We start from the raw sequence: 23,997 nt of genomic DNA on the forward strand, positions 1-23,997 counted from the left end.
TGGTCGAATCGGCGTCGAGCGCAAAGACCTCCTTGGTCTAAGAGAGACCGATCTAAGAGGCGCCGGGTGGGTAACGCTCTGTGTCTGATGGTTCGTCGTCTTCCTCGCCAGTGACCATCGCCGCGTCATCTTCGGCGCCGGCTTGTTCGGTTTCAGCTGGCTCGGCATCGGGGTGTGACGCCTTGGCGATCTCGGGATCATGCGCATCCTGGATCTGGCCATCATCTTCCGCTTTCTGACGGGTCCAGTTGCGCAGTCGCTCGGCGACCTCGCTGGCCAGTGGCTGGAGCTTCTGCCGGTAGTCGTCGTCATAGTCGTCAAGGCCGTCACGGACCCCGTAATGCTCAGCGGCAAAGAGTCGGCGCAGGGCCCGCTTGCGCAGGCCGGCGCTGACGCCGGAGGCCAGGTAGGCCTTGATGTCGCTGCCGGCGGGCAGGGTGTCCGGATCGGGCAGGGTGTGATCGAGACTGCCGGGCGCCGGCGAATCGGATGACCGGGACGCCCGGGCGCAAGGGTCGGTGTCCAGTGGCGTCCGGTCAGATGCCTCGTGCTCCTGCGACTCGCCCTCGCGTTGCGACAAGGGTGCCGCTGACGACGCCGGCAGCTCACCCCGCTTGAGACGCGACCATCTCTCTAAGCGGCTCATGCCTCGATCTCCCGGGCGCGCCCGGCACCCTTGCGCTTCTTCTTGCGGCCTTCTTCCGGAGCCTCGCCATGATGCGCGACATAGGCCTCGATCCAGGCCTGCACAGCCAAGGGCATATCGGCTTCCAGCACCCGGTGCTCGCCGTCGAGCCAGCCGGCAGCGACGTCCTGGCTGGCGGAAATGGCGGCGGGGTGGGGTGAGGCACCGGCTTCACCGGCCCGAACGAAGAGGCGAGGGGATCGGCTTGTCAGGTTGAAACGGTAGGCGGCACGCTCGGTCATGTAGAGTTGCAGGTCCAGGGTCCAGGGACCGTGGCGCCCGGATGCGAGGTCGACGATCTCCCAGCGGGTGGTGGGAAAGCCCTTGATAGTCAAGGACTCACCGACGATGTTGAAGCTCAGCGGGCGAATCGTGCGGTTTGAGGACATGATACGAATTTCTCCAGCCATCTCTATATGCAGTAAAGACAGTGGCGGGAGAGAATGCCATCATCACCCATCAACGTTCTGTCAAGGAACCGTGAATGCATGACATCAGCCTGAGTCGGGCGCGTCTGCCGGCCACCCTGGAGATCGAGGTTCTCGACGAGTTCGGTGAGGCAAAACGGCAGGCCATTGCGGCGGAGCGGGCCCTGACCGTCTACCTCAACAGGCGCGAGATCGTCACGCTGATGACCCTGGGGGCAGATCCCGAAGCCCTGGTGGTCGGGTACTTGCGCAATCAGGGGCTGTTGATCGAACAGGCGGATCTTCAGGCGGTCCATGTCGACTGGGAGGTGGAGGCCGCGGCGGTGGTCACCCGCCATCTACCCGAGGATCTGGAGGAACGCCTGGGCCAGCGCACGGTGACCACCGGCTGCGGCCAGGGAACGGTATTTGGCCGGCTGCTAGAGGCCACTTCATTGCGACCGCTACCGACGACAGCGATCCGCCAGTCGGTGCTCTACCGGCTTCTCGACAACCTTGGCGCTTACAACGAGACCTATCGCAGCGCCGGTGCCGTCCACGGCTGCGCCCTATGTCGCCAGGAAGGCGTCCTGGATTTCATCGAGGATGTAGGGCGGCACAACGCCGTGGATACGCTGGCCGGCCGCCAGTGGCTGGCGGAGGCGGAGAGCACCGACGCCGATATCTTCTACACCACCGGCCGACTGACGTCGGAGATGGTGCTCAAGGTGGCGCAGATGGGCATCGGGGTCCTGGTGTCGCGATCGGGTGTCACCCAGAAGGGGGTGGAACTGGCCGAGCGCTTCGGCGTGCTGCTGATCGCCCGCGCCAAGGGACGGCGTTTCCAGGCGATCCACGGCGCGGGCCGGCTTGAACTCGATGCCGTCCCCCAGCGGCGCCCGGGGGATCGGGCACGGGCGTGAGTCTCAGGCGCTGCCGTCGCTGCGGGTGCAGACCGACAACACCGTGGCATCGTCGTCGCTGACCGAGACCAGCGCATGGCCCATGGCGCTGTCGAAGTAGATGCTGTCTCCGCTGGCCAGCGCCAGGGGCTCGTAGTATTCGGTATAAAGCCGGATTTCGCCGTCGAGCACCATCAGGAACTCCTCGCCGTCATGACGCACCCATTCGCTGAATTCGTCGAAGGCGCGCGCGCGCACAATGGTCTTGAAGGGAATCATGCGCTTCTGGGCGAGTTCACAGCTGAGCAACTCGTGCTCGTAGGTCGGGGTGGGGTGGCGCTGCCCCTCGCCACGCCGCGTAAGGTCGCGACGACCCATGGTGCGGGGCTGGGTACGGGGTGGCGAGAGTAGCTGGGGCAGGTCGATGCCCAGACCGTTGATCAACTTCTGCACGGCCGTGAAGGTGGGCGAGATCTGATCGTTCTCGATCTTGGAGAGGGTGGAGCGTGCCAGGCCGGTCCGCTGACTGACGTCCTCGAGCGTCCACTGTTGCGCCAGGCGAATCTCCTTGAGGCGCTCGCCGAGGCGAAGTGGTTCGACGAACGGTTTGCGGCCGGCGGCGATGCGCAGGGCGGCGTCCTGGTCGGTGGTAGCGGTCATGCGCTGTTCACTATCGGAAACGAGATTTCCCCAAGCCTACCACAGTCACAGCGCACATGGCCCTGCCAGCGGCGCCACTATGGCGCGTGGCGACAAGGAAGTCGCAAAGCGACAGGCGGACGTCGTGTTTCCCGGGAGCGGGAAACAGACGGATCACTCGCCGAACGGCAGCCCGAGCAGGGCCTTGAGATGCGCCTCGGTACTGCGCCCCAGGGAGTCGAGGTCATAGCCGCCTTCCAGCACCGATACCAAGCGGCCATCGGCATAGAGCGCGGCGATCTCCAACGCCATGTGGGTGACCCAGTGGTAGTCCTCGTCTTCCAGGCAGAGCTCCGCCATGGGATCCTCGCGATGCGCGTCGAAACCGGACGAGAGCAGCACGATTTCCGGCTTGAAGGCATGCAGGGCGGGCAGCCAGTCATCCTCGATCGCCTGGCGGAAGGCGGCACTGTCGGTGCCGGCGTTCAGTGGGGTGTTGACCACGTTCTGCCATTCGCTGCGCAGGTAGCGCCAGGGGTAGAAGGGGAACTGGAAGCTGGTGCAGACCAGCACCTCAGGGTCATCCTTGAAGATATCGATGGTGCCGTTGCACTGGTGGACATCGAAGTCGAGGATGGCGATACGGCGGGCGCCATATTTCGCCCTGGCGTGGGCCGCCCCCACCGCCACGTTGTTGTAGAAGCAGAAGCCCATGGCGTCGGAGGCCTCGGCGTGATGCCCCGGGGGACGCACCGCACAGAAGACATTGTCGGCCTGGCCACGGAAGACCTGATCGACGCCGCGCACCACGGCGCCGGCAGCCACCCTTGCCGCCTTGAGGCTATCCGGGTTCATCATGGTGTCACTGTCGAGCGTGACGATGCCGTGATCCGGCACGCACTTGTCCAGGGCCCGCAGATGACGGAGGGGGTGGACGCGGGCCAGCTGTTCCTCGCTCGCCTCCACTGCATCCGATTGCATGGTCTGCTGCAGCACACCCGACAGCATCAGCCGTGCGCGAATGGCATCCAGGCGCAAGGGGCTTTCCGGGTGTTCAGGCCCCATGTGATGCAAGTGACAGTTCGGGTGAGTAATGTAGGCGGTAATCATGCACTGGCTCCGAAGTGACTGAGGTCACCTTAATCGTGACGCCCGCTTGCAGGACAGTGTCAATAAGTCTTAGACAATGAAGGGCAATACCCCTTCGGGAGGATCCTGCGTGAGTACCCGCTTCCTGCGCCACTTCTTCGAACCCACCTCCATCGCGGTGATCGGGGCCTCCGAGAAGCCCCATTCCACGGGCGGCCTGGTGATTCACAACCTCCGCGAGGGCGGTTTTACCGGCAGCGTCTGGGCGGTCAATCCCAAGGGCTACGACAGCGTCTTCACGATGCCCTGCGTCAGTCGCGTATCGCAACTGCCCGAGGTACCGGATCTGGCGGTGATCTGCTCGCCGGTGGAGACGGTGCCGGGCCTGATCGAGCGGCTGGGAAAGTTTGGCGTCAAGGCCGCCCTGGTGCTGTCCGGGGGCGCCCATCTCGACGAGGAACGCGACCACAAGGGCTCGATACGCAGCCGAATGCTGGCCGCCGCCAGAGACTCGGGCATCCGCGTGCTCGGGCCCGAATGCATGGGGCTGATCGTGCCGGGACGCAAGCTCAATGCCTCCTACGCCAGTCAACCGGTGAAGGCGGGGCGCGTGGCCTATCTCGGCCAGTCGGGCATGCTCGGTAATGCCATGATCGACTGGGCGGCCGGCCGCGGCATCGGTTTTTCCCATCTGCTCACGGTGGGCGACAGCGTCGACGTCCTGCTGCCCGACCTGATGGACTACATCAACCAGTTTTCGCCGGCCCAGGCGATCCTGCTTCACCTCGAGCGCATCATGGATGCCCAGCACTTCATGACCGCGCTGCGCGATGCCTCACGCAATCGCCTGGTGTTGGCCATCAAGAGCGGCCGCACGGCGGAGTCCGACATTTCCGGGCTGCCGCCGACGCCGGGTATTGCCAATCGCGACCAGGTGTTCGATGCGGCCTTCGCCCGGGCGGGGGTTGTCAGGGTCAACGACTCCGATGAACTGTTCGACGCTCTGGAGACGCTGTCGCGCATGAAGCCCCTGAAGGGGGATCGCCTGGCGATTGTCTCCAACGGTCTGGGACCGGCGATGCTGGCCATCGACAAGCTAATCAATGCCGGGGGCAAGCTGGCCCAGTTCAGTGAAGAGACTCGCGAGGCCCTGCGCCGCGACGACTTCGACATGAGCAAGCCCGGTGAAAACCCGGTGGACCTGGGCGGCAATGCCACGCCCGAACGGCTCGTGGAGGCCCTGGAGATCGTGGCGGCCGACCGGGGCGTGGATGCCGTGCTGGTCGTCCACGCGCCGACGCGCCTCGCGCCGTCGAAGACCACCGCCCAGGCGATCATCGCGGCGCGCAAGCGCTTCCGGCGCAATCTGCTGACCAGCTGGATGGGCCTCGAGGAGGCACTGTCGGCGCGTCACGAGTGCAACCTGGCCGGCATACCCACCTATATCTCGCCGGAGAAGGCGGTGAAGGCCTTCATGCACATGGTCGATTACCAGCGGGTGCAGGCCCTGCTCCAGGAAATCCCGCCGAGTTTGCCCTTCGACACCACCCTGGAGATTCGTCGCCGCTGCCGGTCGCTGATCGAGGAGGCCCGCGAGGCGGGGCGCGAATGCCTGACGCACTCCGAGACGGCCCAGGTACTGGAGGCCTACGGGCTTCCGGTAGCACAGAGTCGCTATTTCACGACCGCCGAGGAGGCCCGCGAGGCGGCTGTTGACTTCGAAGGGCCGATGGCCCTCAAGGTGATCCATGAAGGCAACTGCCACCCCTTCCGCTATCGTCAGCACCCTCACAAGATCTCCGCCGGCCTGATTCAGGACCTGTCGAGTCCGGCGCAGGTTGCCGAGGGCGTGGAACGGCTTAGCGACAAGGTAACGGAAAAGTTTCCGGACCTGACGGTGCTGGAGTACTGCCTGCAGGCCATGCAGCGCGGCAAGCACTCCATGCAGCTGTGTGCCGGCATTACCCGCGACCCGATCTTCGGCCCGGTGATCGTCTTCGGCATTGGCGGCTACAAGGTCAACATACTGGCCGACCGCCAGGTGGCGCTGCCGCCGCTCAACATGAGTCTCGCGGCGGACGTGGTGGGACGCACCCACGCCGCCCGACTGATCCGCGAGCACTCCAGCCATCCCGAGCGCGACCTGGATCGACTCTGCGAGCTGCTGGTGAAACTGTCACAGATGGCCAGCGACCTGCCCCATCTGCGCGGGCTGGAGCTCAATCCGCTGCTGCTCAATCGCGACGGTGTGGTGGCGGTGGATTTCGCCATGGATCTCGGCCCCGCCGCGCGTTTCGCGATCATGCCCTATCCCGAGGAGCTGCGGGAATGGGTGACGCTCAAGAACGGTTGGCAGGTCGAGGTTCGCCCGATCCGCGCCGAGGATGCGCCACTGATCGATCGTTTTCACCAGCAGCTCTCCGAGGAGAGCATTCGTTTCCGCTACTTCCACAACAAGGCGGACCTGACCAAGCGAGACCTGTCGATGCTCTCGCACATCAACTACGACCGGCAGATGGCCTTCATCGCGGAGCACCTTCGCGACGATGGCAGCAAGGAGATGCTCGGCGTGGTCCGCGTGTGGAACGACCCCGACAACATTCGCACCGAGTTCTCGGTCATCATCCGTGACGACCTGCAGGGACTGGGTATCGGCAGCCTGCTGATGGAAAAGATGATCAGCTACTGCAAGAGCGTCGGCACCCTCGAGATGATCGGCAAGATCATGGTCGACAACCATCCCATGCGCGCCCTGATGAAGCACCTGGGCTTCAAGCAGCGCTACAACATGGAGGAGCAGGTGGTGGATGCAATACTGCGGCTCAACGAGCCGGAGAGCGAGTGGCAGCGCCACCGGCTGGAGAGCCTGCCGGACTGAACCAGGCGCCGCAATGTCGTCGGCCCCGCCACGCGTGGCGGGGCCGGGCGTCGGCGGATCAGGGCGCGAGGCGGAAGCGGTTCCAACTGCCGTCGCGTCGCTCGTAGCGGATGCGGTCATGGAGCCGGCTCGGCTGCCCCTGCCAGAACTCGATCATGTCGGGAACCACCCGATAACCGCCCCAGTGGATGGGACGCGGGATCTCCTGTCCCTCGTAGGCGCGCTCGAAGCGCTGCTCGCGCTCCGCGAGCCAGGAGCGATTGGGTATCACCACGCTCTGGGTGGCCACCCAGGCGCCCAGCTGGCTGCCGCGGGGACGCGTGGCAAAGTAGGCATCCGACTCCGCGGGAGCGACCTGCTCGACTCGCCCCTCGACCCGCACCTGGCGAGAGAGCGACGGCCACCAGAAGACCAGGGCGGCATGGGGCACATTGGTCAGCTCACTGCCCTTGTGGCTGTGATAATTGGTGTAGAACACCAGGCCCTGGTCGTCGGTTCCTTTCAGCAACACGACGCGTGCATGAGGGCGGCCCTGACTGTCGGCGGTGGCCAGGGTCATGACATTGCCGTCGTCTCCTTCGGCCTCCAGTGCCAGGGTCAGCCACTCGTCGAACATTCCCATGGGCGTGTCGGGTGTGTCGGACTCGTCGAGCTGGCCGCCTTCATAGTCGCGCCGTATGTCGGCAATCTTGCGTGTCATGACCGTCTCCTAGCATTTTGTCCCATGGTCGCCGCTCGTCGGGTCGAGCTCAATACCTCGGATGGGCAGGGCGGAAGATATTTCCGGCTAAGCTTATGGTGTCCAGCCCAGCTGTACCATCGCCATGTACGCGCCGGTGCCGCCGATGATCGACAGCAGGGCGTTGCGCTGCCATAGGTGCAGGCTCACCACTACCAGTGAGGCGATAATCATCGGCCAGCCGTCGGGCGCAATATTCAGGCGTCCATCGGCCAGGGGGCGGAAATCGCGCAGGGCATAGAGCACCAGGATCATCATTACCGCCGGCGGCAGATAACGGCCCAGGTGCAGGATCAGCGGATGCTCCGCCTGGCGGGCCAGGGCCACGAAGGGCAGTACCCGAGTGGCGAAGGTCGCGGCGGCACAGACGGCAATGAAGCCCAGCAGGTCGAGAACATTCATGATGCCCCTCCGGCCTGGCGCACGCGATAATCGGCCAGCAGCATCAGGCTCGCCGCGCCGATCGCCCCCAGCAGCAGGTGACGCTCCGGCAGCAGCAGGATGGCCCCGAATCCGGTCGCCAGGGCAATCACAAAGGGCAACCACTGGCGCAGCCGGCGTGCCTGCTCCAGCGTCAGGACTATGAACAGCGCCGTCAGGGCGAATTCAATACCGCGGCTGTCGAAGGCCAGGGTCGTGCCGATGAGCACGCCGAGGATCGAGCCCAGCACCCACCAGAGCTGGTTGAGCAGGCTGATCCGGAAGGCCTGAGCATGGTCCAGGCCACCGTCACCGGTATGGGTCGTGAGCAGGGAGTAGGTCTCGTCGGTCAGGGCGAAGATGAGATAGGGCTTGCGCCAGCCGGCGCCCTGGAAACGGCGCAACAGCGAGAGCCCGTAGAAGAGATGGCGGGAGTTCAACATCAGCGTGGCCACGGCCACTTCCACCAGCCCGGCGCCGCCGGCCAGCAGTGCGACGGCCAGGAACTGACCGGCCCCGGCATAGATGAGTAATGACATCAGGACCGCGCCCCAGGCCGGAATACCCACCTCGATAGCGAGGATGCCGAAGGCGGCGCCCAACGGCAGATAGCCGAACATCACGGGCAGGGTGGTAACACCCGCCTGCCGCCAGGCGTTATCGTTGTTCAACATCGACCTCCTTGTCGGTGCCTGATGCTAGTTAGCTCGCTGCTGCCGGCTGCGAAAGCGCGCATAGGCTGTGCAGCCCACGAACAGTGCCAACGCCACCAAGGCCTCGGCGCTGCCACGCACGCCTTGCCCCGGCAGCGTGGCCACCATCACGCCTTGGGTGAAGTAGAGCAGGCTGACGAAGGCCAGCCAGGCATGGCCGCGGGGCCGGCGCGTCAGGATCGACGGCAGGAAGAGCACCAGCGGCAGCACGAAGACCAGCAGCGGCACCAGGGGGTTACCGTCGGTGGACACGATGACGCCACGATAGACCATCAGTGCCAGCAGCAGACCGTAGCTGCCCAACACCAGTCGTCGCGAGCCGTCGGTCAGCCGGTCGAGTCCCTTGCGTGCTTCCAGACCTTCCAGCCACTGTCTCATGAGGCCTCCCGGCGCAAGGCCTCGAGAGCCAGGGCGAGACGGGCCAGCCGCTTGCCTTGAGCGAACGCCAGGTGGCGCTCATGCTCGTCCAGCGGCCGATCACTGCGTTTTCCGGCGACGTGGCTCGCCCCATAGGGCGTTCCACCGGCGGCGGTTTCCATCAGTTCGATCTCGCTGTAGGGCAGGCCGGCGTAGACCATGCCGTGGTGAAGCAGCGGCAGCAGCATCGAGATCAGCGTGGTCTCCTGGCCACCATGCAGGCTGGAGGTCGAGGTGAAGGCAGTGGCCGGCTTGTCGGTCAGGGCACCGCCCAGCCACAGCTCGCTGGTCCCGTCGATGAAGTACTTGAGGGGCGCGGCCATGTTACCGAACCGCGTCGGGCTGCCGATGGCCAGGCCCGCGCAGTGACGTAGGTCATCCAGACTGGCATAGACGGCGCCGCTGTCGGGAATCTCCGGGTCGACGGCCTCGCAGGTGGGCGAGACCGGTGGCACGGTTCGCAGACGTGCCTCGACACCCGGGCAGGACTCGACGCCGGCCACGAGTCGCTCGGCCATGGCGCGGGTGGCGCCATGTCGTGAATAGAACAGGATCAGTACATAGGGACGAGGGGCAGTCATGAGCATTCCTGATGGCCTGGAAATAGAGAGTCGGTGGAAAATCCGTCGAGAAGGTGAGTGACCGCCTAGCGCCGATAGGACGCCCAGCGTGACATGGCGAAGCCCGGGTCAAGGAGGAGGGTGATCATGATCGAATCCTTATGCCATCAGGCAATAAAGGAACCATTGTAGGCTGCGGCGGAATCTCGCCACAACATCTCGCCGCAGCCGGCCAGCATCAGTCGCCGCTCCCGTGGCCCGGGAGGAAACGCTCGATGGCCCCCAGGACCGATATGATCACCAGCGCCATCAGCGTGACCATGCCGGCCAAGGGAAAGTTGTCGACGCCGGCAGCGACCCCGATGGCGCCGGCCAGCCAGATCGACGCGCCGGTGGTGATGCCATGGACGCTCGCCCCGCTGCGGATGATGCTGCCGGCGCCCAGAAAGCCGATCCCCCCGATCACCCCCTCGACGATACGGGTGGGATCGATGCGTGCCGAGGGATCACCCTCGGCAGTGGCGTGGAGAATTTCCAGGCCCACGATCAGGAAAGCCGCCGCCCCCAGGGCGACCAGCATGTGAGAGCGCAAGCCGGCGGCCTTGCCGCGCAGTTCACGTTCCAGGCCCAGCACCAGCGCCAGGCCGGCAGCAACGCCCAGGCGAGTGAACATATCGAGCAGCGAGATCTCGGTTTCCATGATGCCTCCTGGAGCCCAGCCGGCCGACCGCCGTGGGTGTGTCACTGAATAAAGACGTCGTAGTCAATCGCGCCGTCGGTAGGCCCAGACGCGTTGACCATCGGCCAGCCTCACCCGCACACGATCGTAGCGTATGCCAAGCCGCTCGTAGCGATCCAGGCGCGCCAGTTCGCCGGCGTCGACCTTCAGTACCAGTCCCTCGACGCGCCCTTGAGGCGCCTCTTGCAAGTCGAGGGCGTCACGCCGGTAGCCTTGCAGCAGGGCGGGTTCGGGATCGCCGACACGCCCGTAGACCAGCCAGCGGACCGGGGCATGGGTGAGGGTGCCATACACGAAGACCCGGTGCGGGCCTTGCTGGATAGCGGCCAGATGGTCGGGGCGGTCGTAGGTCCAGGGACTGAGCAGGGACAGCCACAGCCAACCCGCCAGGGCCAGCGGGGTGCCGAGGGCCAGAGGACCCAGCCACTTGAGGGTTCGCATCGAGCATCCTTGTCATGGGCCAAGGGCTATCCTGCCATGGTCGGGCCGATGACTTAAGACATCGAAACCGCTCTGCTAGGATGAATCTTCCCCTTATGACATCCAGGAGGTGCCCCATGAGCCAGGCGAATCGCGACGATGTGGATTTCCGGGCACTGATGGAGGATGTACGGCCCCTGCGCGGCACCACCAATCGGGCCGACCCCCAGCGAGGCCGGCGCGCGCCCAGCGAGGCCCAGCTGGCCAGGCGCGAGAGTGCCGCGGCCGAGACCTCGGGCGGCGACTTCCTTTCCGATGATTTCGTCGACCTGGTGCCACCCTTTGACCCCTTGGCTTTCCGCCGTGACGGCATCCAGCAGGGCGTCATCGACCGTCTGCGCCACGGCGGCTATCCGGTTCAGGCCAGCCTGCATCTGCTGCGTCGGCCGCTCGAGGAGAGCCGGCGGCTTCTCCCCCCTTTCATCCGCGAGGCCTATGCCCACGACCTGCGCTCGGTGTTGATCGTCCATGGCCGGGGCCGCGAGATCGACAGCCCACCCAACGTCCTGCGCTCCTACCTGGCGAAGTGGCTCGGTGCCTTCGATGAGGTACAGGCCTTCATGTCGGCGAGTCAGGCAGACGGTGGCCTGGGCGCGACCTGGGTGATGCTGCGCAAGAGCGAGCGTGCGAGGTCGGCAAATCGGGAGCGTCAGCAGAAGCGGCGCGGCTAAGGCGCACGCTAACACGACGCTGCCGGCCCTCGGGCCGGCAGCACACTCAGTCAGAGAGCGTGGGTCACTCAGGCCATCGCGGGTTGCCTGCGCCGCTGCGCAAGTTCACGCATCCGCCGGCGAAATAGCGGCTCGGGGTCGTCAGTGCCGGGCTGGTAGCCCCGACTGAAGGTGTAGAGGGCGCGCAGGGCGTCCTCGACAACCTGGTCTTCGCGCAGCGAGAAGGCATTGACGCCGCAGCGGGACATGTAGAACAGCTGGTCGATCAGTACATCGCCCACGGCGCGAATCTGCCCTCGATAGCCGTGTCGCTCGCGCAGCAGCCGCGCGATGCTGTAGCCCCGGCCATCGGTGAATTTCGGAAAGTCGATGGCCACCAACGGGGCTTCCTGCAATTCGGCGGCAAGGGCTGGCGTGAGCTCGGTGTCGCTGGACAGCCAGGGGGCCAGGTCGTCGCGACGACCGGCCGCCTGCCACACCGCCAGGGGCACCAGGGCGGGACCCTGTGCCGGGGCGGTCTCGTCGTCATGGCGGACCCAGGAATCCTCGACCAGATGACGATCGACGATCAGCGGACGAGTGACGGTCTGCTCAGGCATAGACACGCTCCTTGAAGGGTTTGAGGCCGATACGACGATAGGTGTCGAGGAAGGTCTCGTCCGCGGTTCGCTCGCCGACGTAGACCTGCAGCAGCTTGTCGATCACCTCCGGCACATCCTCGCGGAAGAAGGAGGGCCCTAAGATCTTGCCCAGCGAGGTGCCGTTACCCTGGCTGCCGCCCAGCGAGATCTGGTAGTACTCCTCGCCCTTCTTGTCGACGCCGAGGATGCCGATGTGGCCGACATGATGGTGTCCGCAGGCATTCATACAGCCGGAGATGTTGAGCTCCAGCGGGCCCAGGTCATAGAGGAAGTCGAGGTCCTCGAAGCGCTCCTGGATGGCGTGGGCGACCGGGATCGACTTGGCGTTGGCCAGGCCGCAGTAGTCGCCACCGGGGCAGCAGATAAGGTCGGCCAGGGTACCCACCGTGGGGTTGGCCATGCCCAGCGCCTCCAGTTGCTGCCAGAGTGCTTCCAGACGGTCCACCGGCACGTCGGTCAACACCAGGTTCTGCTCGTGGGTGACCCGCAGCTCTCCATAGCCGAACGCATCGGCCAGATCGGCGATAGCCGCCATCTGCTCCGAGGTAACGTCCCCGGGGGAATGCTCGCGACGCTTCAGCGAGAGGGTCACGGCCTTGTAGCCGGCCACCTTGTGGTCGGTGACGTTATTGGTGACGAAGCGCGCGAAGGCACGGTTCTCGCCGCGCAGGCGCTCGTAGGCATCGATGGCCTCGGCCGACACTTCGCGGCGCGGCGGCTCGACGAAGTGCTCGGCCACGGCCTCGACGGCCTCCTCGGTCAGAGTCTGGGGGCCGTCCTTGAGATGCGCCCACTCCGCCTCGACGCGGCGACGGAATTCGTCGACGCCCAGCGCCTTGACCAGAATCTTGATGCGCGCCTTGAACTTGTTGTCGCGACGGCCGAACTGGTTGTAGACCCGCACCAGCGCTTCCAGATAGGTCAGCAGGTGCTGCCAGGGCAGGTCCTCGTGGATCACTTCGCCGATCATCGGCGTACGGCCCAGGCCCCCGCCGGCCAGCACCTTGACGCGCACCTCGCCATCGCGGTCCCGCCACAGCCGCAGGCCCACGTCATGCACCTGAATGGCGGCACGGTCCTCGACGGCGCCGCTCACGGCAATCTTGAACTTGCGCGGCAGATAGGCGAACTCCGGGTGAAACGTCGACCACTGGCGAATCAGCTCGCACCAGGGGCGCGGGTCGACCTCCTCGTCGGCAGCCACCCCGGAGAACTGGTCGGTGGTGGTGTTACGAATGTCGTTCCCGCTGGTCTGTATAGCGTGCATCTGCACGCTGGCGAGATCGGCCAGGATATCTGGCACGTCCTCGAGCTTCGGCCAGTTCAGCTGCAGGTTGGTGCGGGTGGTGAAATGGCCATAGCCGCGATCGTAGCGCGCGGCAATCTCGCCCAGCTTGCGCAGCTGATAGGAGGCCAACATGCCGTAGGGAATGGCGATGCGCAGCATCGGCGCATAGCGCTGGATGTAGAGGCCATTCTGCACGCGTAACGGCAGGAACTCTTCCTCGCTGATGCGTCCCGCGAGATAGCGACGCATCTGGTCGCGGAACTGGGCGACGCGTTCATCGACCAGAGTCTGATCGTGGGTGTCGTAACGGTACATTCAGCGCATTCCTGATACTGGGAAGTGGCGGATATGGGGGCCACCTTACCGCCTGGCGTTTATTCTAGAAAAGAATAAATATTCATAGTTTATATGCAAAATGGAATGACGGCGGCGTCAGATGACCAGTGCCTGCCAATGCCGCCGCTGCCAGATCAGCACGAAACCGATCGAGTTGAGGCAGCGATAGCCGAGCTGCACCCACCAGATACCGACGAGGCCGTGGTCGAGTACGACCCCCACCCACCAGGCGAGTGGCAGGAAGACCAGCCACTGTAGGAGCAGGGTCATGGCCATCACCGTACGATGGGCGCCGGCCCCCAGCAGGGCCTGCGCGAAGACCAGCGCGGCGGCATCCAGCACGATCATCAGCGCGGTGAGCTGGAGCGGCAACCGGCCGATGGCAACAAGGTCCGGGTCGTGAAGGAAGAGGGCCAACACGGTTTCGGGAAACAGCGCCATCGGCAGGGCCAGCAGCGCCAGGCAGGGCCAGGCCAGATGCACCACCTCCCAGCCCCAGCGGTGTGCCTCGTCACGTGCCTGACGCCCCAGGGCCTCACCGACCAGGCTCATGGCTGCCATGCCAAGGCCCACGCCGGGCAGGATCAGCAGTAGCGAGAGGTTGACCAGCACGTGGCCCACGGCAACGCTGGCGGTGCCGATCTGACCGAGAATCCAGAACAGCACGGCATAGCCGGTGGCAAACCAGATCTGCTGGAAGGAGTGAGGCGTGGCGAGGCGCAAGGTGGTGACCAGTGTCTCATGTCGCGGCCAGCCGACGAGAAAGCCGCTGGTGGTCGCATGGCGCACGCTCAACGTGGCCCAAATGACGAGCCCGACGAACAGCGACAGGCTGGTGCCGGCACCCGCGCCGGCCGCCCCCATGTGCGGCAGGCCCCAGAGACCGAAGATCAGGCCGAGACTCGCGATTACATTCACGGCGTGCATCACCAGGATAATGCGCAGGTAGAGGCCGGTCTGCTGGATGCCGTTCCAGTAGCCACGGAAGCAGAAGATCATTGCCACCGGGATCAGCGAGAGGATTCGCCAGCGAAAGTAGGCCACCGCCTCGCCCGTGACCGCCGGGTCCTGATTGATCAGCGCGAGCAGACGTGGCGCCTGCCAGAGGCAGAGCAGGGTCAGAGGCACGGCCACCGCAAATGCAATCATCAGCCCCGCGTTGAGCGCCATGGCGCGCTGTGTCCAGTCCTGTTCGCCGTGGCGTCGTGCCGTCTGAGCCTGGACGCCGGAAGAGAGCCCGAAGACCACGGCGGTGATCAGGAAGGCGGCATAGCCGCCGATGCCCACGCCGGCCAGCGGCACCTCGCCGAGCGAACCCACCAGGGCCGCGTCGATCAGGTTGAGCAGGCTCTGAGTGAGCATGCCGGCGATGATCGGCAGGGCGAGGCGCAGGATCGTCTGGCGGCGAGTGGGCTCGGGCAGCATCGTCTTCCGGGCACATGAGGAGAGGCGGCCCGCCGCAGTGGGCCGCAGGAATCAGGCAGCGTCGTAGGAGAGCACCGGCGCGAGCCAACGCTCGAGCTCCTCCAGCGTCATGCCCTTGCGAGTGGCCAGCACCTCGACCTGGTCCCGGCTAATCTTGCCGGTGGAGAAGTACTTCGAGCGCGGATGGGAGAAGTACCAGCCGGCGACCGCGGCAGCAGGCCACATGGCGAAGTTCTCGGTGAGCGCAAGGCCGGCATTGTCGGTGGCCTGGAGCAGGCGGAACAGGGTCGCCTTCTCGGTGTGATCGGGGCAGGCCGGATAGCCGGGCGCTGGGCGGATCCCCTGGTACTTCTCGGCGATCAGCGCGTCGTTGTCCAGCGTCTCCTCGGGCACGTAGCCCCAGAACTCCTTGCGCACCCGCTCGTGCAGGCGCTCGGCGAACGCCTCGGCGAGTCGGTCGGTGAGCGACTGGACGAGAATGGCATTGTAGTCGTCGCCGGCGGCCTTGTAGCGCTCGGCCAGAGCCTCCACGCCATGCCCGGTGGTCACCGCGAAGCCGCCGATCCAATCGGGCTTGCCGCTCTCCCTGGGCGCGATGAAATCTGCCAGGCTATGGCAGACGCCGTCGCGGTTCTTGGTGGTCTGCTGGCGGATATGGTGAAGCCGCTCGATCACCTCTCGGCGCGACTCGTCGGCATAGACCTCGATGACGTCGTCATCGACGCTATTCGCCGGCCACAGGCCGATCACGCCGCGGGCCTGGATGCGCTTCTCGTCGATCAGCTTGCGCAGCATTGCCTGGGCATCATCGAAGAGGTGGCGAGCCGCCTCTCCGACCTTGGCATCCTCGAGAATCCTCGGATACTTGCCGGCCAGCTGCCAGCTCATGAAGAAGGGGGTCCAGTCGATGCGCTCGACCAGCTCCTCGATGTCATAGTTGTCGAACACCTCGAGTCCAGTGATGGCCGGACGAGGCGGGGTGTAGCCCTCCCAGTCCATGGCCGGCTTGCGCTGACGAGCCTCGGCGTAGGAGAGGTCGGCGGCCTTGGGGCGACGCTTGGCGTTGCGCTCGCGCACCGTCTCGTACTCGCTGCGGATCTCGTCGACATAGGCCGGCTTGAGGGTCGGAGAGAGCAGCTTGCCGGCCACGCCCACCGCTCGCGAGGCATCGGTGACGTAGATCACCGGATGCTCATAGCCGGGCTCGATCTTGACCGCCGTATGGGCCTTGGAGGTGGTGGCGCCACCGATCAGCAGAGGCAGCTCGAACCCCTGGCGTTGCATCTCCTTGGCCACGTGAACCATCTCGTCCAGCGACGGCGTGATCAGGCCGGAGAGACCGATGATGTCGGCGTTCTCGTCGCGGGCGGTCTGCAGGATCTTCTCGGCGGGCACCATCACGCCGAGGTCGATGACCTCGTAGTTATTGCACTGGAGCACCACGCCGACGATATTCTTGCCGATGTCATGGACGTCACCCTTGACCGTGGCCATGACGATCTTGCCCTTGGCCTGGCTATCTTCCTCAGAGAGGGCGCTTTTCTCGGCCTCGATGTAGGGAATCAGGTAGGCCACCGCCTGCTTCATGACCCGGGCCGACTTCACCACCTGGGGCAGGAACATCTTGCCGGCGCCGAACAGATCGCCGACCACGTTCATGCCGTCCATCAGCGGCCCCTCGATGACCTCGATGGGGCGCCCGGCGCGCTGGCGGGCCTGCTCGGTGTCCTCCTCGATATACGCCGTGATGCCCTTGACCAGCGAGTGGGAGATACGCTTCTCGACCTCCCAGCTGCGCCACTCCAGGTCCTCCTTCTTGGCCGGGCCGCTGCCGTCCCCCTTGTACTTGTCAGCCAGTTCCAGCAGCCGCTCGGTGCTGTCGCTGCGCCGATTGAGCACCACGTCTTCTACGGCCTCGCGCAGCTCCGCCGGCAGGTCGTCGTAGACCGCCAGCTGACCGGCGTTGACGATGCCCATGGTCAGTCCGGCGCGGATGGCATGGTAGAGAAACACCGAGTGGATCGCCTCGCGCACCGGGTTGTTGCCGCGGAAGGAGAACGACACGTTGGAGACCCCGCCGGAGACCAGCGCATGGGGCAGATGTTCGCGGATCCAGCGGGTGGCTTCGATGAAGTCCACGGCGTAGTTGTCGTGCTCCTCGATGCCGGTGGCGATGGCGAAGATGTTGGGGTCAAAGATGATGTCTTCCGGCGGGAAGTCCAGTTCCTCGACCAGGATCCGGTAGGCGCGCTGGCAGATCTCGGTCTTGCGCGCGAAGGTGTCGGCCTGGCCAGCCTCGTCGAAGGCCATCACCACCACGGCCGCGCCATGGCGACGGCAGGTGGTGGCCTGCTCGCGGAAGGCGTCTTCGCCTTCCTTCATCGAGATGGAGTTGACGATCGCCTTGCCCTGTACGCACTTGAGGCCTGCCTCGATGATCTCCCACTTGGAGGAGTCGATCATGATCGGCACGCGGGCGATATCCGGCTCGCCGGCGATCAGGTTGAGGAAGCGCACCATCGCCTCCTCGGACTCCAGCATCCCCTCGTCCATGTTGACGTCGATGATCTGGGCGCCGTTTTCCACCTGCTCCAGGGCCACCTCGAGGGCGGTGGTGTAGTCCTCCTCGACGATCAACCGCTTGAAGCGCGCCGAGCCGGTGACGTTGGTGCGCTCGCCGACGTTGACGAACAGTGAATCGGTCTCGATGTTGAAGGGCTCGAGCCCGGCGAGACGACAGGCGCGCAGCCTCTCGGGCACCCGACGCGGGGAGAGTCCCTGAATGGCCTCGTGGATTGCCGCGATGTGCTCCGGCGTGGAGCCACAGCAGCCGCCGATAATGTTGACCAGCCCGCTCTCGGCGAACTCGGCGACGATGGCCGCCATCTCCTCCGGCGTCTGGTCATACTCGCCGAATTCGTTGGGCAGGCCGGCATTGGGGTGAGCCGAGACGAAGGTGTCGGCCTTGGTCGACAGCTCCTCGACATAGGGCCGAAGCTCTGCTGCCCCCAGGGCACAGTTGAGGCCGATGGAGAGCGGGCGGGCATGGCGGACCGAGTTCCAAAACGCCTCGGTGGTCTGGCCCGAGAGGGTGCGCCCCGAGGCGTCGGTGATGGTTCCGGAGATCATCACCGGGTGTCGCTCGCCGCGTGCCTCGAACAGCGCCTCCAGGGCATAGATCGCCGCCTTGGCGTTGAGGGTATCGAAGATGGTCTCGATCAGGATCAGATCACTGCCGCCTTCGATCAACGCCTCGGCCGCCTCTAGGTAGTTCTCGCGAAGCTCATCGAAGGTGACGTTGCGCTTGGCCGGGTCATTGACGTCCGGCGACAGCGACGCCGTCCGCGAGGTGGGCCCCAGCACGCCCGCCACGAAGCGCGGCACGCCGGTCTCTTCGGCCACGGCGTCACAGACGGCGCGGGCCAGGCGCGCCGACTCCCGGTTGAGTTCTGGCACCAGCGCTTGCATGCCGTAGTCGGCCTGGGAAAGGCGCGTGCTGTTGAAGGTGTTGGTCTCGACGATGTCGGCGCCGGCTTCCAGATACTGACGGTGGATGCGCGTCACCAGGTCGGGGCAGGTCAGGGCCAGCAGATCGTTATTGCCCTTGAGGTCGCTCGGCCAGTCGGTAAAGCGCTCACCACGGAACTCCTGCTCGGAGAGCCCGGCATTCTGCAGCATGGTCCCCATGCCACCGTCGAGCATCAGGATGCGTCGCGACAGGCTGTCATGGAGCGTGGCGGTCAGGGCGGTGGGAACGGCGGCCATGGGTCGAGGCAATCTCCAGCGTGAATACGAGTCGGGGTCGAACCGGCAGCGGGGCGCCTGAGGCGTCTTGTCGGGGGGATACGCTGCGGGCGCAGGGCGGTGCTGCTCAACCTCGGGATGTCGGGCAGGCCGCCGGGTAAGGCGCCCATCGTAACAAAAGCCTCGACGCCGGGGCAGGGGGCAGGCTAAAACCCAGCATTTCACTCGGGATTGTGTCGATCGCGCTGGTCGCTTACCATTGAGACATCACACTTTGCGTACCTGTCGCGCCTCAGCCCTTGGCGCGGCGCGTCACGATAGCGAGAGCACCATGAGCGACAGCATCCAGATCACCGACAGTGCCCAGGACTACCTTGCCGAACTGCTCGAGAAGCAGAATGTCGAGGGTATCGCGGTCCGTATCTTCATCACCCAGCCGGGCACCCCCTACGCCGAGACCTGCCTGGCCTACTGCCGGCCCGGCGAGGAAGAACCCAGCGACGAGCTGCTGGAGCTGGAGAAGATCCGTGTCTACCTGGACAAGAACAGCCTGCCGTTCCTCGAGGAGGCGGTGGTCGACTTCAATGCCGACCGCATGGGCGGCCAGCTGACCATCAAGGCCCCCAATGCCAAGATGCCCAAGGTCAATGCCGACAGCCCGCTGGAGGATCGCGTCAACTATATCCTCTACAGCGAGATCAACCCGGGGCTGGCCTCTCACGGTGGCGAAATCAAGCTGATCGAGCTCACCGATGACCAGGTTGCGGTGCTGGCCTTCGGTGGCGGCTGCCAGGGCTGTGCCGCGGTCGACCTGACACTCAAGGACGGCGTGGAGAGGACTCTGCTGGAGCGTATCCCGGAACTCGCCGGCATCCGCGACGTCACCGACCACACGGACACCACCAACGCCTACTATCGCTAGACGCTCAGGCTCCCCGGCGGGGTGAGAAACTCCCGCCGAGTCGCGTCGACAGGTTTTCTACCCTCACTTCGCGTCCGTTGACGAAGGCTCCGCACCCGCGGGGCCTTCGTCGTTTTCACCGGCCTCGTCTTCGCTCTGCGCCGCCACCGGTGCCTGCCAGAGGCAGCGGTGAAGCTGGGTCTCCAGATCCCGCAGCCGGCGCGTCTGCTCCTCCAGCAGCTGCTTCTGTTCATCGATGCGCGCCTGCATCAATGCCTGCTCGTGCCGCAGCGTCCGGGTTCGCTCCTCGGCCTGATGGCGCGCCCATTCGGTCTCGCGATGGCGTTTCTCCTCGTCGGCCAGGGCGCCACGCGCCTCCTGAACCAACTGCTGCGCGCGCTCCAGACGCGCCTCTAGCTGCTGCAACCGCTGGGCATGGCGTTTCTCGGCAGCCTGCCGCTCCTGTCGCGCTTCGTCCACCAGCCCCATCAGGCGCGCCTCGCTGGTCTCGTGACGCTTCTCCTCGCGGGCCAGGCGCTGCCGATGGCGGTCGGCCTGTTCCGTCAAGGCGTCCTGTTGCTCGCGCGTCTGGCGTTCATGTGCCTGCTGCAGGCTCGCCAGCTGCGATTCCAGGCGCGCCTGCCGCGCGGCGAGCTTCGCCTCGCGTTCGGCCAGGACGTCACGCTCCGATGCACGGCGCGCCAGCTCGCCGCTCTGCTCCTCCAAGCGCTGTTCGGTCCGCGCCAAGTGCGCCGCCAGTGCCGACTCTCGCTGCTCGGCATCCTCGGCCCGCCGCATGGCGTCGCCGGCATCCTCTCGCGCCGACGCCACCCGGCTCTCGGCCTCCTCGCGGTAATGGGCAAGCCCCTCGTTGGCTGACGACTGGGCCTTTTCCCATAGCGACTCCGCGAGCTCCTGCAGGGCCTCGGGCATGCCCCGGGGCGGGGGCAGGTCGCGATTCTCCTCACGCCGTGCGCGCCACTCCCTCAGGTGCTCGCTGATGGTCGTGAAGCTGCCGGTGCCCAGCACCTCGCGCACCTTGTGCACGCTGGGCGCCTCTCCTTTCTCCAGCAGGGCATCGATGGCCCGCTGGACATCCTCATACCGCACGCCGCTGCGCGCCATGGTCGTGTCCTCGTGGTTGTCTGCCGGGGCTGCCCTGGGTTTTCGAGAGCAGTGTACCCGTGGGTGGCCTGATATTGAAGATAATTACGTAATACGTTATATGTAATTTTATTTACGGCATTTGGAAAAAATCAAGATTACGCGGCTTATCTTGATTATTGCGCGCGTAAGGCCGGATACTGTCCCGCAAGGCGCAAGGAGAGAGGCGAGCATGGGCAGCGAGACTGGGCAGACAGCGCACGGTGAAGTGCTGAGCGTAACGTCGACGGCCCTCGAACGATTTTTGCTGCCTCCGGTCGAGGAGGGTCAGCCGGAAGGCCTTCATATCGCCGCCAGCACGGACGCCGAGGCCGTGGCCCGATGGCTCGAGGAATACCGGGCCAGCCCTCGGACGCAGAACGCCTACCGCCGGGAGGCCCAGCGCCTGCTGCTGTGGCTGGCGGAGCAGGGCAGGGGGCTCGATGCGCTGCGCCGGGAGGACCTGGACACCTTCGAGGCCTTCCTGGGCGACCCGCGTCCTGCCGAGCGCTGGATCGGACCGGTACGCCCTCGCCACGACGCGCGATGGCGCCCCTTCCGTGGCCCGCTGTCGCCCGCCAGCCGTCGGCAAAGCCTGGTGATCCTACAGGGCATGTTTGCCTGGCTGGTGGAGGCGGGCTGGGTCCGCCACAACCCGTTTCGCCTGATGCGCGACAAGCGCCGGCGCCTGGACAACCGTCAGGGCGGGATCGAGCGCTACCTGGAGCGTCCGCTATGGGACTGGCTATGGGGATGGCTGAACCGGCCGGCGGAGGAGGGCGCCTCGCACCGAGATCGCTACGAGCTGGCCCGGCGTCGGCTGGTGTTCGGCTTTGCCTACCTGCTGGCTCCGCGGATCAGCGAGATGAGCGCGACGCGTATGAACGACTTCCGGCGCCGCGAGGGGCGCTGGTGGTGGCACGTGGTGGGGAAGGGGGCCAAGGCAGGGCGCGTCCCGGTGCCGCCGGACATGATGGCGCTGCTCGGCGAGTGGCGCAGGACACTGGGCCTGGCAGAACACCCATCGCCGGATGATGCCTCACCCCTGCTGCGTGCCCTGGATGGTCGCCGAGGCCTGGGCGACAACCGCCTCTACCGCCTGATTCGCGACACTTTCGGCGAGGCCGCCGAAGCGCTCGAGCACGAAGCGGGCGAGGGGGCTCAGGCCGAGGTGCATCGCCTGCGTCAGGCCACGCCGCACTGGCTGCGTCATACCGCCCTGACCCATCAGGCGCAGGCGGGGGTGGAGCTGCGCTATCTGGCGGCAACGGCTCGCCACTCGCGTCTCGATACCACGGCGCACTACCTGCACAGCGAAGACGAGGAGTGGCACCGCCAGCAGGCACGGCACGGCCTGGCCGTCGAAGACAGAAGCCCGAACGACATCGACGATCGAGATGACGGCCGTGAGTCGTTATACTGATGGGAAGCGTTTTCAGGAGAGACCATGAGCACCGAGACCACCGCCGAACAGGCCCAGCAGGAGCTTCTCGACGAGTTCGAGATGTTCGACAACTGGATGGATCGCTACCAGTACATCATCGACATGGGCAAGCAGCTGCCGGCTTACCCCGACGAGTGGAAGGTCGACGAGCTGAAGATTCAGGGCTGTCAATCCAATGTCTGGATGCATCACCGTCGCGACGGCGAGACCCTGCATTTCGAAGCGGTCTCCGACGCGGCCATCGTCTCCGGGCTGATCGCCGTGCTGATGCGCATCTACAACGACCGTCGGCCGGCGGATATCCGCGCCACCAGCCCGCATTTCCTCAAGGACCTGGGCCTCGACAAGCACCTGTCGCCGACCCGCAGCAACGGTCTCAACGCCATGCTCGAGCGGATCTATCGGGTTGCCGAGGAGGAAGTCGCGGCCTGATCAACGCTCATCCGGTGCTGGCTCATCCGTCCGGCAGCGGAATTGCTCGTCGAGCTCCGGATCCTCCCGGCAGAGCTGCTCGCTGGGTCCGCCGGGAACCGGATCGATGCCTCCCTCGCAGCCCGGGTGGCAGCGCGAAATTCGCCGCAACGCCATGAGCCCACCCTTGAGCGGGCCATGCACCTGCAGCGCCTCGAGCGTATAGCTCGAGCAGCTCGGCCAGTAGCGACAACGCGGCCCGAGTAGCGGGCTGAGCGTCAGCTGATAGAGCCTTACCGCGGCGATCATCAGCGTGCCGAGGGCACGGCTCAGCAGACGCAACAGCCGCTGGATTCCGGCGGCCAGGCAGGGCACGTCTCAGCCCCTGCCGTAGAGCGTGTCGGGGTCGATCAGCGGCTCGCTGGCAATACGCGCCTCGTCACCCTCCAGCGCCACATAGAAGCAGCTGCGCCGCCCGCTGTGGCAGGCCGGCCCGGTCTGGTCCACCTGCAACAGCAGTGTGTCGCCATCGCAGTCCAGTGCCGCGCCCTTCAGGTGCTGTTGCTGGCCGGAGCTCTCGCCCTTGCGCCACGGCTTACCCCGCGAGCGCGACCAATAGCAGACCCGCCCGGTGCGCAACGTCTCCTCCAGGGTCTCGCGGTTCATCCAGGCCATCATCAGCACCTCGCCGCTGTCGTGCTGCTGGGCGATGGCCGGGATCAGACCGTCGGTGTTGAAACGGATGGCATCGAGAATCTCGGCAAGGGGGAAGCGGCTGTCTCGGGGGGCCCGTTCGAGGGCCTTGAAGGTGTCGGTCATGGAAGCTCCGCAGGGGCGGCAGGGCGCTCGGACGCCTGTCGGCAGACATCACAGACGCCCAGCAGCTCGATGGTCTGACGCTGGACCGCGAAGCCCAGCTCCCTGGCACGACTTGCCAATTGGTCGTTGATCTCGTCCAGATGCAGCTCCTCGACCCGCCCACAGAGGCGACAGATCAGCAGCTGAAAGCCATGGGCATGCTCGGGACAGGGGCAGGCCACATAGGCATTGAGCGACTCGATGCGGTGCACCAGCCCCTGGTCGATAAGAAATTCCAGCGCGCGATAGATGGTGGGCGGACGCGCTGCAGCGTGCTCCGTTGCCAGACGATCGAGCAGGTCGTAAGCCTTCAGGCTGCCCGGCGCATCGGCAATCATCTCCAGCACCCGTCGACGGATCGGCGTGAAGCGTGCACCACGCTGCTGGCACTGCCGTTCGGCCTGGCGAATCATGTCGTGGGGATCGGTCATGGCACCCGCGGGATGGCTGGAAGGAAGCGTTATTCT

At 65.6% G+C, this 23,997-nt stretch carries 25 protein-coding genes; 6 read left to right on the top strand and 19 right to left on the bottom strand.

What is annotated here, in order from left to right:
- Positions 1-52: 52 nt before the first annotated feature.
- Together FHR95_RS00490 and FHR95_RS00495 are read right to left on the bottom strand one after the other, a co-directional pair.
- Positions 53-646: a DUF3306 domain-containing protein gene (locus FHR95_RS00490; RefSeq protein WP_183312962.1), complete on the bottom strand. Its 594-nt coding sequence runs from the start codon at positions 644-646 to the stop codon at positions 53-55.
- Complete coding sequence (locus FHR95_RS00495; RefSeq protein WP_183312963.1) at positions 643-1,074, bottom strand: DUF3305 domain-containing protein; 432 nt, start codon at positions 1,072-1,074, stop codon at positions 643-645. The genes FHR95_RS00490 and FHR95_RS00495 overlap by 4 nt, the downstream gene beginning before the upstream one ends.
- A gap of 95 nt (positions 1,075-1,169) precedes the next feature.
- Here FHR95_RS00495 and FHR95_RS00500 point away from each other — a divergent pair, with 95 nt between their 5' ends.
- Complete coding sequence (locus tag FHR95_RS00500) at positions 1,170-2,015, top strand: formate dehydrogenase accessory sulfurtransferase FdhD (protein WP_183312964.1); 846 nt, start codon at positions 1,170-1,172, stop codon at positions 2,013-2,015.
- A gap of 3 nt (positions 2,016-2,018) precedes the next feature.
- On the opposite strand, the gene FHR95_RS00505 is transcribed toward FHR95_RS00500, so the two are convergent.
- Positions 2,019-2,654, bottom strand: a complete 636-nt coding sequence (locus FHR95_RS00505) for a helix-turn-helix domain-containing protein (protein ID WP_183312965.1) — start codon at positions 2,652-2,654, stop codon at positions 2,019-2,021.
- 153 nt (positions 2,655-2,807) lie between these two features.
- Positions 2,808-3,743, bottom strand: a complete 936-nt coding sequence (locus FHR95_RS00510; RefSeq protein ID WP_040186805.1) for a histone deacetylase family protein — start codon at positions 3,741-3,743, stop codon at positions 2,808-2,810.
- Positions 3,744-3,852: 109 nt separating this feature from the next.
- On the opposite strand from FHR95_RS00510, the gene FHR95_RS00515 reads away from it, so the two are divergent.
- A complete protein-coding gene (locus FHR95_RS00515; protein WP_183312966.1) occupies positions 3,853-6,600 on the top strand; it encodes a GNAT family N-acetyltransferase in 2,748 nt (915 codons plus the stop codon).
- Positions 6,601-6,658: 58 nt separating this feature from the next.
- On the opposite strand, the gene pdxH is transcribed toward FHR95_RS00515, so the two are convergent.
- The 7 genes from pdxH to FHR95_RS00550 form a co-directional block, all read right to left on the bottom strand.
- Positions 6,659-7,300 carry a pyridoxamine 5'-phosphate oxidase gene (gene pdxH, locus FHR95_RS00520; protein ID WP_040186803.1) on the bottom strand — a complete coding sequence of 214 codons (642 nt, stop codon included), beginning with the start codon at positions 7,298-7,300 and terminating at the stop codon, positions 6,659-6,661.
- Positions 7,301-7,393: 93 nt separating this feature from the next.
- On the bottom strand, positions 7,394-7,741 hold the full coding sequence (locus FHR95_RS00525) for a branched-chain amino acid transporter permease (RefSeq protein WP_040186801.1): 348 nt from the start codon (positions 7,739-7,741) through the stop codon (positions 7,394-7,396).
- Positions 7,738-8,433 (bottom strand): AzlC family ABC transporter permease, encoded by a 696-nt coding sequence (locus FHR95_RS00530; protein WP_183312967.1) that lies wholly within the window; start codon positions 8,431-8,433, stop codon positions 7,738-7,740. The genes FHR95_RS00525 and FHR95_RS00530 overlap by 4 nt, the downstream gene beginning before the upstream one ends.
- A gap of 24 nt (positions 8,434-8,457) precedes the next feature.
- Complete coding sequence (locus FHR95_RS00535) at positions 8,458-8,850, bottom strand: DUF2069 domain-containing protein (RefSeq protein WP_183312968.1); 393 nt, start codon at positions 8,848-8,850, stop codon at positions 8,458-8,460.
- Complete coding sequence (gene wrbA / locus FHR95_RS00540; RefSeq protein WP_183312969.1) at positions 8,847-9,470, bottom strand: NAD(P)H:quinone oxidoreductase; 624 nt, start codon at positions 9,468-9,470, stop codon at positions 8,847-8,849. Before wrbA ends, FHR95_RS00535 begins: the two co-directional genes overlap by 4 nt.
- Positions 9,471-9,687: 217 nt before the next feature.
- On the bottom strand, positions 9,688-10,149 hold the full coding sequence (locus FHR95_RS00545; protein WP_179862054.1) for an MgtC/SapB family protein: 462 nt from the start codon (positions 10,147-10,149) through the stop codon (positions 9,688-9,690).
- 63 nt (positions 10,150-10,212) lie between these two features.
- Positions 10,213-10,629, bottom strand: coding sequence for a gamma-glutamylcyclotransferase family protein (locus FHR95_RS00550; protein WP_183312970.1), 417 nt, complete (start codon positions 10,627-10,629; stop codon positions 10,213-10,215).
- Between the two features lie 116 nt (positions 10,630-10,745).
- Here FHR95_RS00550 and smrA point away from each other — a divergent pair, with 116 nt between their 5' ends.
- Complete coding sequence (gene smrA / locus FHR95_RS00555; protein WP_183312971.1) at positions 10,746-11,339, top strand: DNA endonuclease SmrA; 594 nt, start codon at positions 10,746-10,748, stop codon at positions 11,337-11,339.
- Between the two features lie 68 nt (positions 11,340-11,407).
- On the opposite strand, the gene FHR95_RS00560 is transcribed toward smrA, so the two are convergent.
- The 4 genes from FHR95_RS00560 to metH form a co-directional block, all read right to left on the bottom strand.
- Positions 11,408-11,938, bottom strand: a complete 531-nt coding sequence (locus FHR95_RS00560) for a DUF934 domain-containing protein (protein WP_040186795.1) — start codon at positions 11,936-11,938, stop codon at positions 11,408-11,410.
- Positions 11,931-13,583: a nitrite/sulfite reductase gene (locus FHR95_RS00565; RefSeq protein WP_183312972.1), complete on the bottom strand. Its 1,653-nt coding sequence runs from the start codon at positions 13,581-13,583 to the stop codon at positions 11,931-11,933. Before FHR95_RS00565 ends, FHR95_RS00560 begins: the two co-directional genes overlap by 8 nt.
- A gap of 117 nt (positions 13,584-13,700) precedes the next feature.
- A complete protein-coding gene (locus tag FHR95_RS00570) occupies positions 13,701-15,029 on the bottom strand; it encodes an MATE family efflux transporter (protein ID WP_183312973.1) in 1,329 nt (442 codons plus the stop codon).
- A 51-nt stretch (positions 15,030-15,080) separates the two neighbouring features.
- Complete coding sequence (gene metH, locus FHR95_RS00575) at positions 15,081-18,794, bottom strand: methionine synthase (protein WP_183312974.1); 3,714 nt, start codon at positions 18,792-18,794, stop codon at positions 15,081-15,083.
- Positions 18,795-19,104: 310 nt separating this feature from the next.
- Between metH and nfuA the strand changes: the two genes are divergently transcribed.
- Complete coding sequence (gene nfuA / locus FHR95_RS00580; RefSeq protein ID WP_040186789.1) at positions 19,105-19,695, top strand: Fe-S biogenesis protein NfuA; 591 nt, start codon at positions 19,105-19,107, stop codon at positions 19,693-19,695.
- A gap of 63 nt (positions 19,696-19,758) precedes the next feature.
- On the opposite strand, the gene FHR95_RS00585 is transcribed toward nfuA, so the two are convergent.
- Positions 19,759-20,799: a DNA-binding protein gene (locus FHR95_RS00585; protein ID WP_183312975.1), complete on the bottom strand. Its 1,041-nt coding sequence runs from the start codon at positions 20,797-20,799 to the stop codon at positions 19,759-19,761.
- A 211-nt stretch (positions 20,800-21,010) separates the two neighbouring features.
- Here FHR95_RS00585 and FHR95_RS00590 point away from each other — a divergent pair, with 211 nt between their 5' ends.
- Both FHR95_RS00590 and FHR95_RS00595 read left to right on the top strand, forming a co-directional pair.
- Entirely contained in the window at positions 21,011-22,240 is a 1,230-nt protein-coding gene (locus tag FHR95_RS00590; protein WP_183312976.1) for a tyrosine-type recombinase/integrase, read from the top strand.
- 24 nt (positions 22,241-22,264) lie between these two features.
- Positions 22,265-22,693 carry a SufE family protein gene (locus tag FHR95_RS00595; protein WP_040186788.1) on the top strand — a complete coding sequence of 143 codons (429 nt, stop codon included), beginning with the start codon at positions 22,265-22,267 and terminating at the stop codon, positions 22,691-22,693.
- On the opposite strand, the gene yidD is transcribed toward FHR95_RS00595, so the two are convergent.
- The 3 genes from yidD to FHR95_RS00610 form a co-directional block, all read right to left on the bottom strand.
- The gene (gene yidD, locus FHR95_RS00600; protein ID WP_221199182.1) at positions 22,694-22,981 is read right to left on the bottom strand and encodes a membrane protein insertion efficiency factor YidD; all 288 of its coding nucleotides are present in this window, start codon (positions 22,979-22,981) and stop codon (positions 22,694-22,696) included.
- A gap of 69 nt (positions 22,982-23,050) precedes the next feature.
- Entirely contained in the window at positions 23,051-23,491 is a 441-nt protein-coding gene (gene hisI, locus FHR95_RS00605; protein WP_183312977.1) for a phosphoribosyl-AMP cyclohydrolase, read from the bottom strand.
- The gene (locus tag FHR95_RS00610) at positions 23,488-23,961 is read right to left on the bottom strand and encodes a transcriptional repressor (protein WP_040186891.1); all 474 of its coding nucleotides are present in this window, start codon (positions 23,959-23,961) and stop codon (positions 23,488-23,490) included. Before FHR95_RS00610 ends, hisI begins: the two co-directional genes overlap by 4 nt.
- Positions 23,962-23,997 lie beyond the last annotated feature (36 nt).

It is taken from the genome of Halomonas fontilapidosi (assembly GCF_014192285.1).
GTDB classification, from domain to species: Bacteria; Pseudomonadota; Gammaproteobacteria; order Pseudomonadales; family Halomonadaceae; genus Halomonas; species Halomonas fontilapidosi.

Coding starts and splice junctions, on each gene's coding strand:
- FHR95_RS00490 (WP_183312962.1), bottom strand. CDS start 646: ATGAGCCGCTTAGAGAGATGGTCGCGTCTCAAGCGGGGTGAGCTGCCG.
- FHR95_RS00495 (WP_183312963.1), bottom strand. CDS start 1,074: ATGTCCTCAAACCGCACGATTCGCCCGCTGAGCTTCAACATCGTCGGT.
- FHR95_RS00500 (WP_183312964.1), top strand. CDS start 1,170: ATGCATGACATCAGCCTGAGTCGGGCGCGTCTGCCGGCCACCCTGGAG.
- FHR95_RS00505 (WP_183312965.1), bottom strand. CDS start 2,654: ATGACCGCTACCACCGACCAGGACGCCGCCCTGCGCATCGCCGCCGGC.
- FHR95_RS00510 (WP_040186805.1), bottom strand. CDS start 3,743: ATGATTACCGCCTACATTACTCACCCGAACTGTCACTTGCATCACATG.
- pdxH (WP_040186803.1), bottom strand. CDS start 7,300: ATGACACGCAAGATTGCCGACATACGGCGCGACTATGAAGGCGGCCAG.
- FHR95_RS00525 (WP_040186801.1), bottom strand. CDS start 7,741: ATGAATGTTCTCGACCTGCTGGGCTTCATTGCCGTCTGTGCCGCCGCG.
- FHR95_RS00530 (WP_183312967.1), bottom strand. CDS start 8,433: ATGTTGAACAACGATAACGCCTGGCGGCAGGCGGGTGTTACCACCCTG.
- FHR95_RS00535 (WP_183312968.1), bottom strand. CDS start 8,850: ATGAGACAGTGGCTGGAAGGTCTGGAAGCACGCAAGGGACTCGACCGG.
- wrbA (WP_183312969.1), bottom strand. CDS start 9,470: ATGACTGCCCCTCGTCCCTATGTACTGATCCTGTTCTATTCACGACAT.
- FHR95_RS00545 (WP_179862054.1), bottom strand. CDS start 10,149: ATGGAAACCGAGATCTCGCTGCTCGATATGTTCACTCGCCTGGGCGTT.
- FHR95_RS00550 (WP_183312970.1), bottom strand. CDS start 10,629: ATGCGAACCCTCAAGTGGCTGGGTCCTCTGGCCCTCGGCACCCCGCTG.
- smrA (WP_183312971.1), top strand. CDS start 10,746: ATGAGCCAGGCGAATCGCGACGATGTGGATTTCCGGGCACTGATGGAG.
- FHR95_RS00560 (WP_040186795.1), bottom strand. CDS start 11,938: ATGCCTGAGCAGACCGTCACTCGTCCGCTGATCGTCGATCGTCATCTG.
- FHR95_RS00565 (WP_183312972.1), bottom strand. CDS start 13,583: ATGTACCGTTACGACACCCACGATCAGACTCTGGTCGATGAACGCGTC.
- FHR95_RS00570 (WP_183312973.1), bottom strand. CDS start 15,029: ATGCTGCCCGAGCCCACTCGCCGCCAGACGATCCTGCGCCTCGCCCTG.
- metH (WP_183312974.1), bottom strand. CDS start 18,794: ATGGCCGCCGTTCCCACCGCCCTGACCGCCACGCTCCATGACAGCCTG.
- nfuA (WP_040186789.1), top strand. CDS start 19,105: ATGAGCGACAGCATCCAGATCACCGACAGTGCCCAGGACTACCTTGCC.
- FHR95_RS00585 (WP_183312975.1), bottom strand. CDS start 20,799: ATGGCGCGCAGCGGCGTGCGGTATGAGGATGTCCAGCGGGCCATCGAT.
- FHR95_RS00590 (WP_183312976.1), top strand. CDS start 21,011: ATGGGCAGCGAGACTGGGCAGACAGCGCACGGTGAAGTGCTGAGCGTA.
- FHR95_RS00595 (WP_040186788.1), top strand. CDS start 22,265: ATGAGCACCGAGACCACCGCCGAACAGGCCCAGCAGGAGCTTCTCGAC.
- yidD (WP_221199182.1), bottom strand. CDS start 22,981: ATGATCGCCGCGGTAAGGCTCTATCAGCTGACGCTCAGCCCGCTACTC.
- hisI (WP_183312977.1), bottom strand. CDS start 23,491: ATGACCGACACCTTCAAGGCCCTCGAACGGGCCCCCCGAGACAGCCGC.
- FHR95_RS00610 (WP_040186891.1), bottom strand. CDS start 23,961: ATGACCGATCCCCACGACATGATTCGCCAGGCCGAACGGCAGTGCCAG.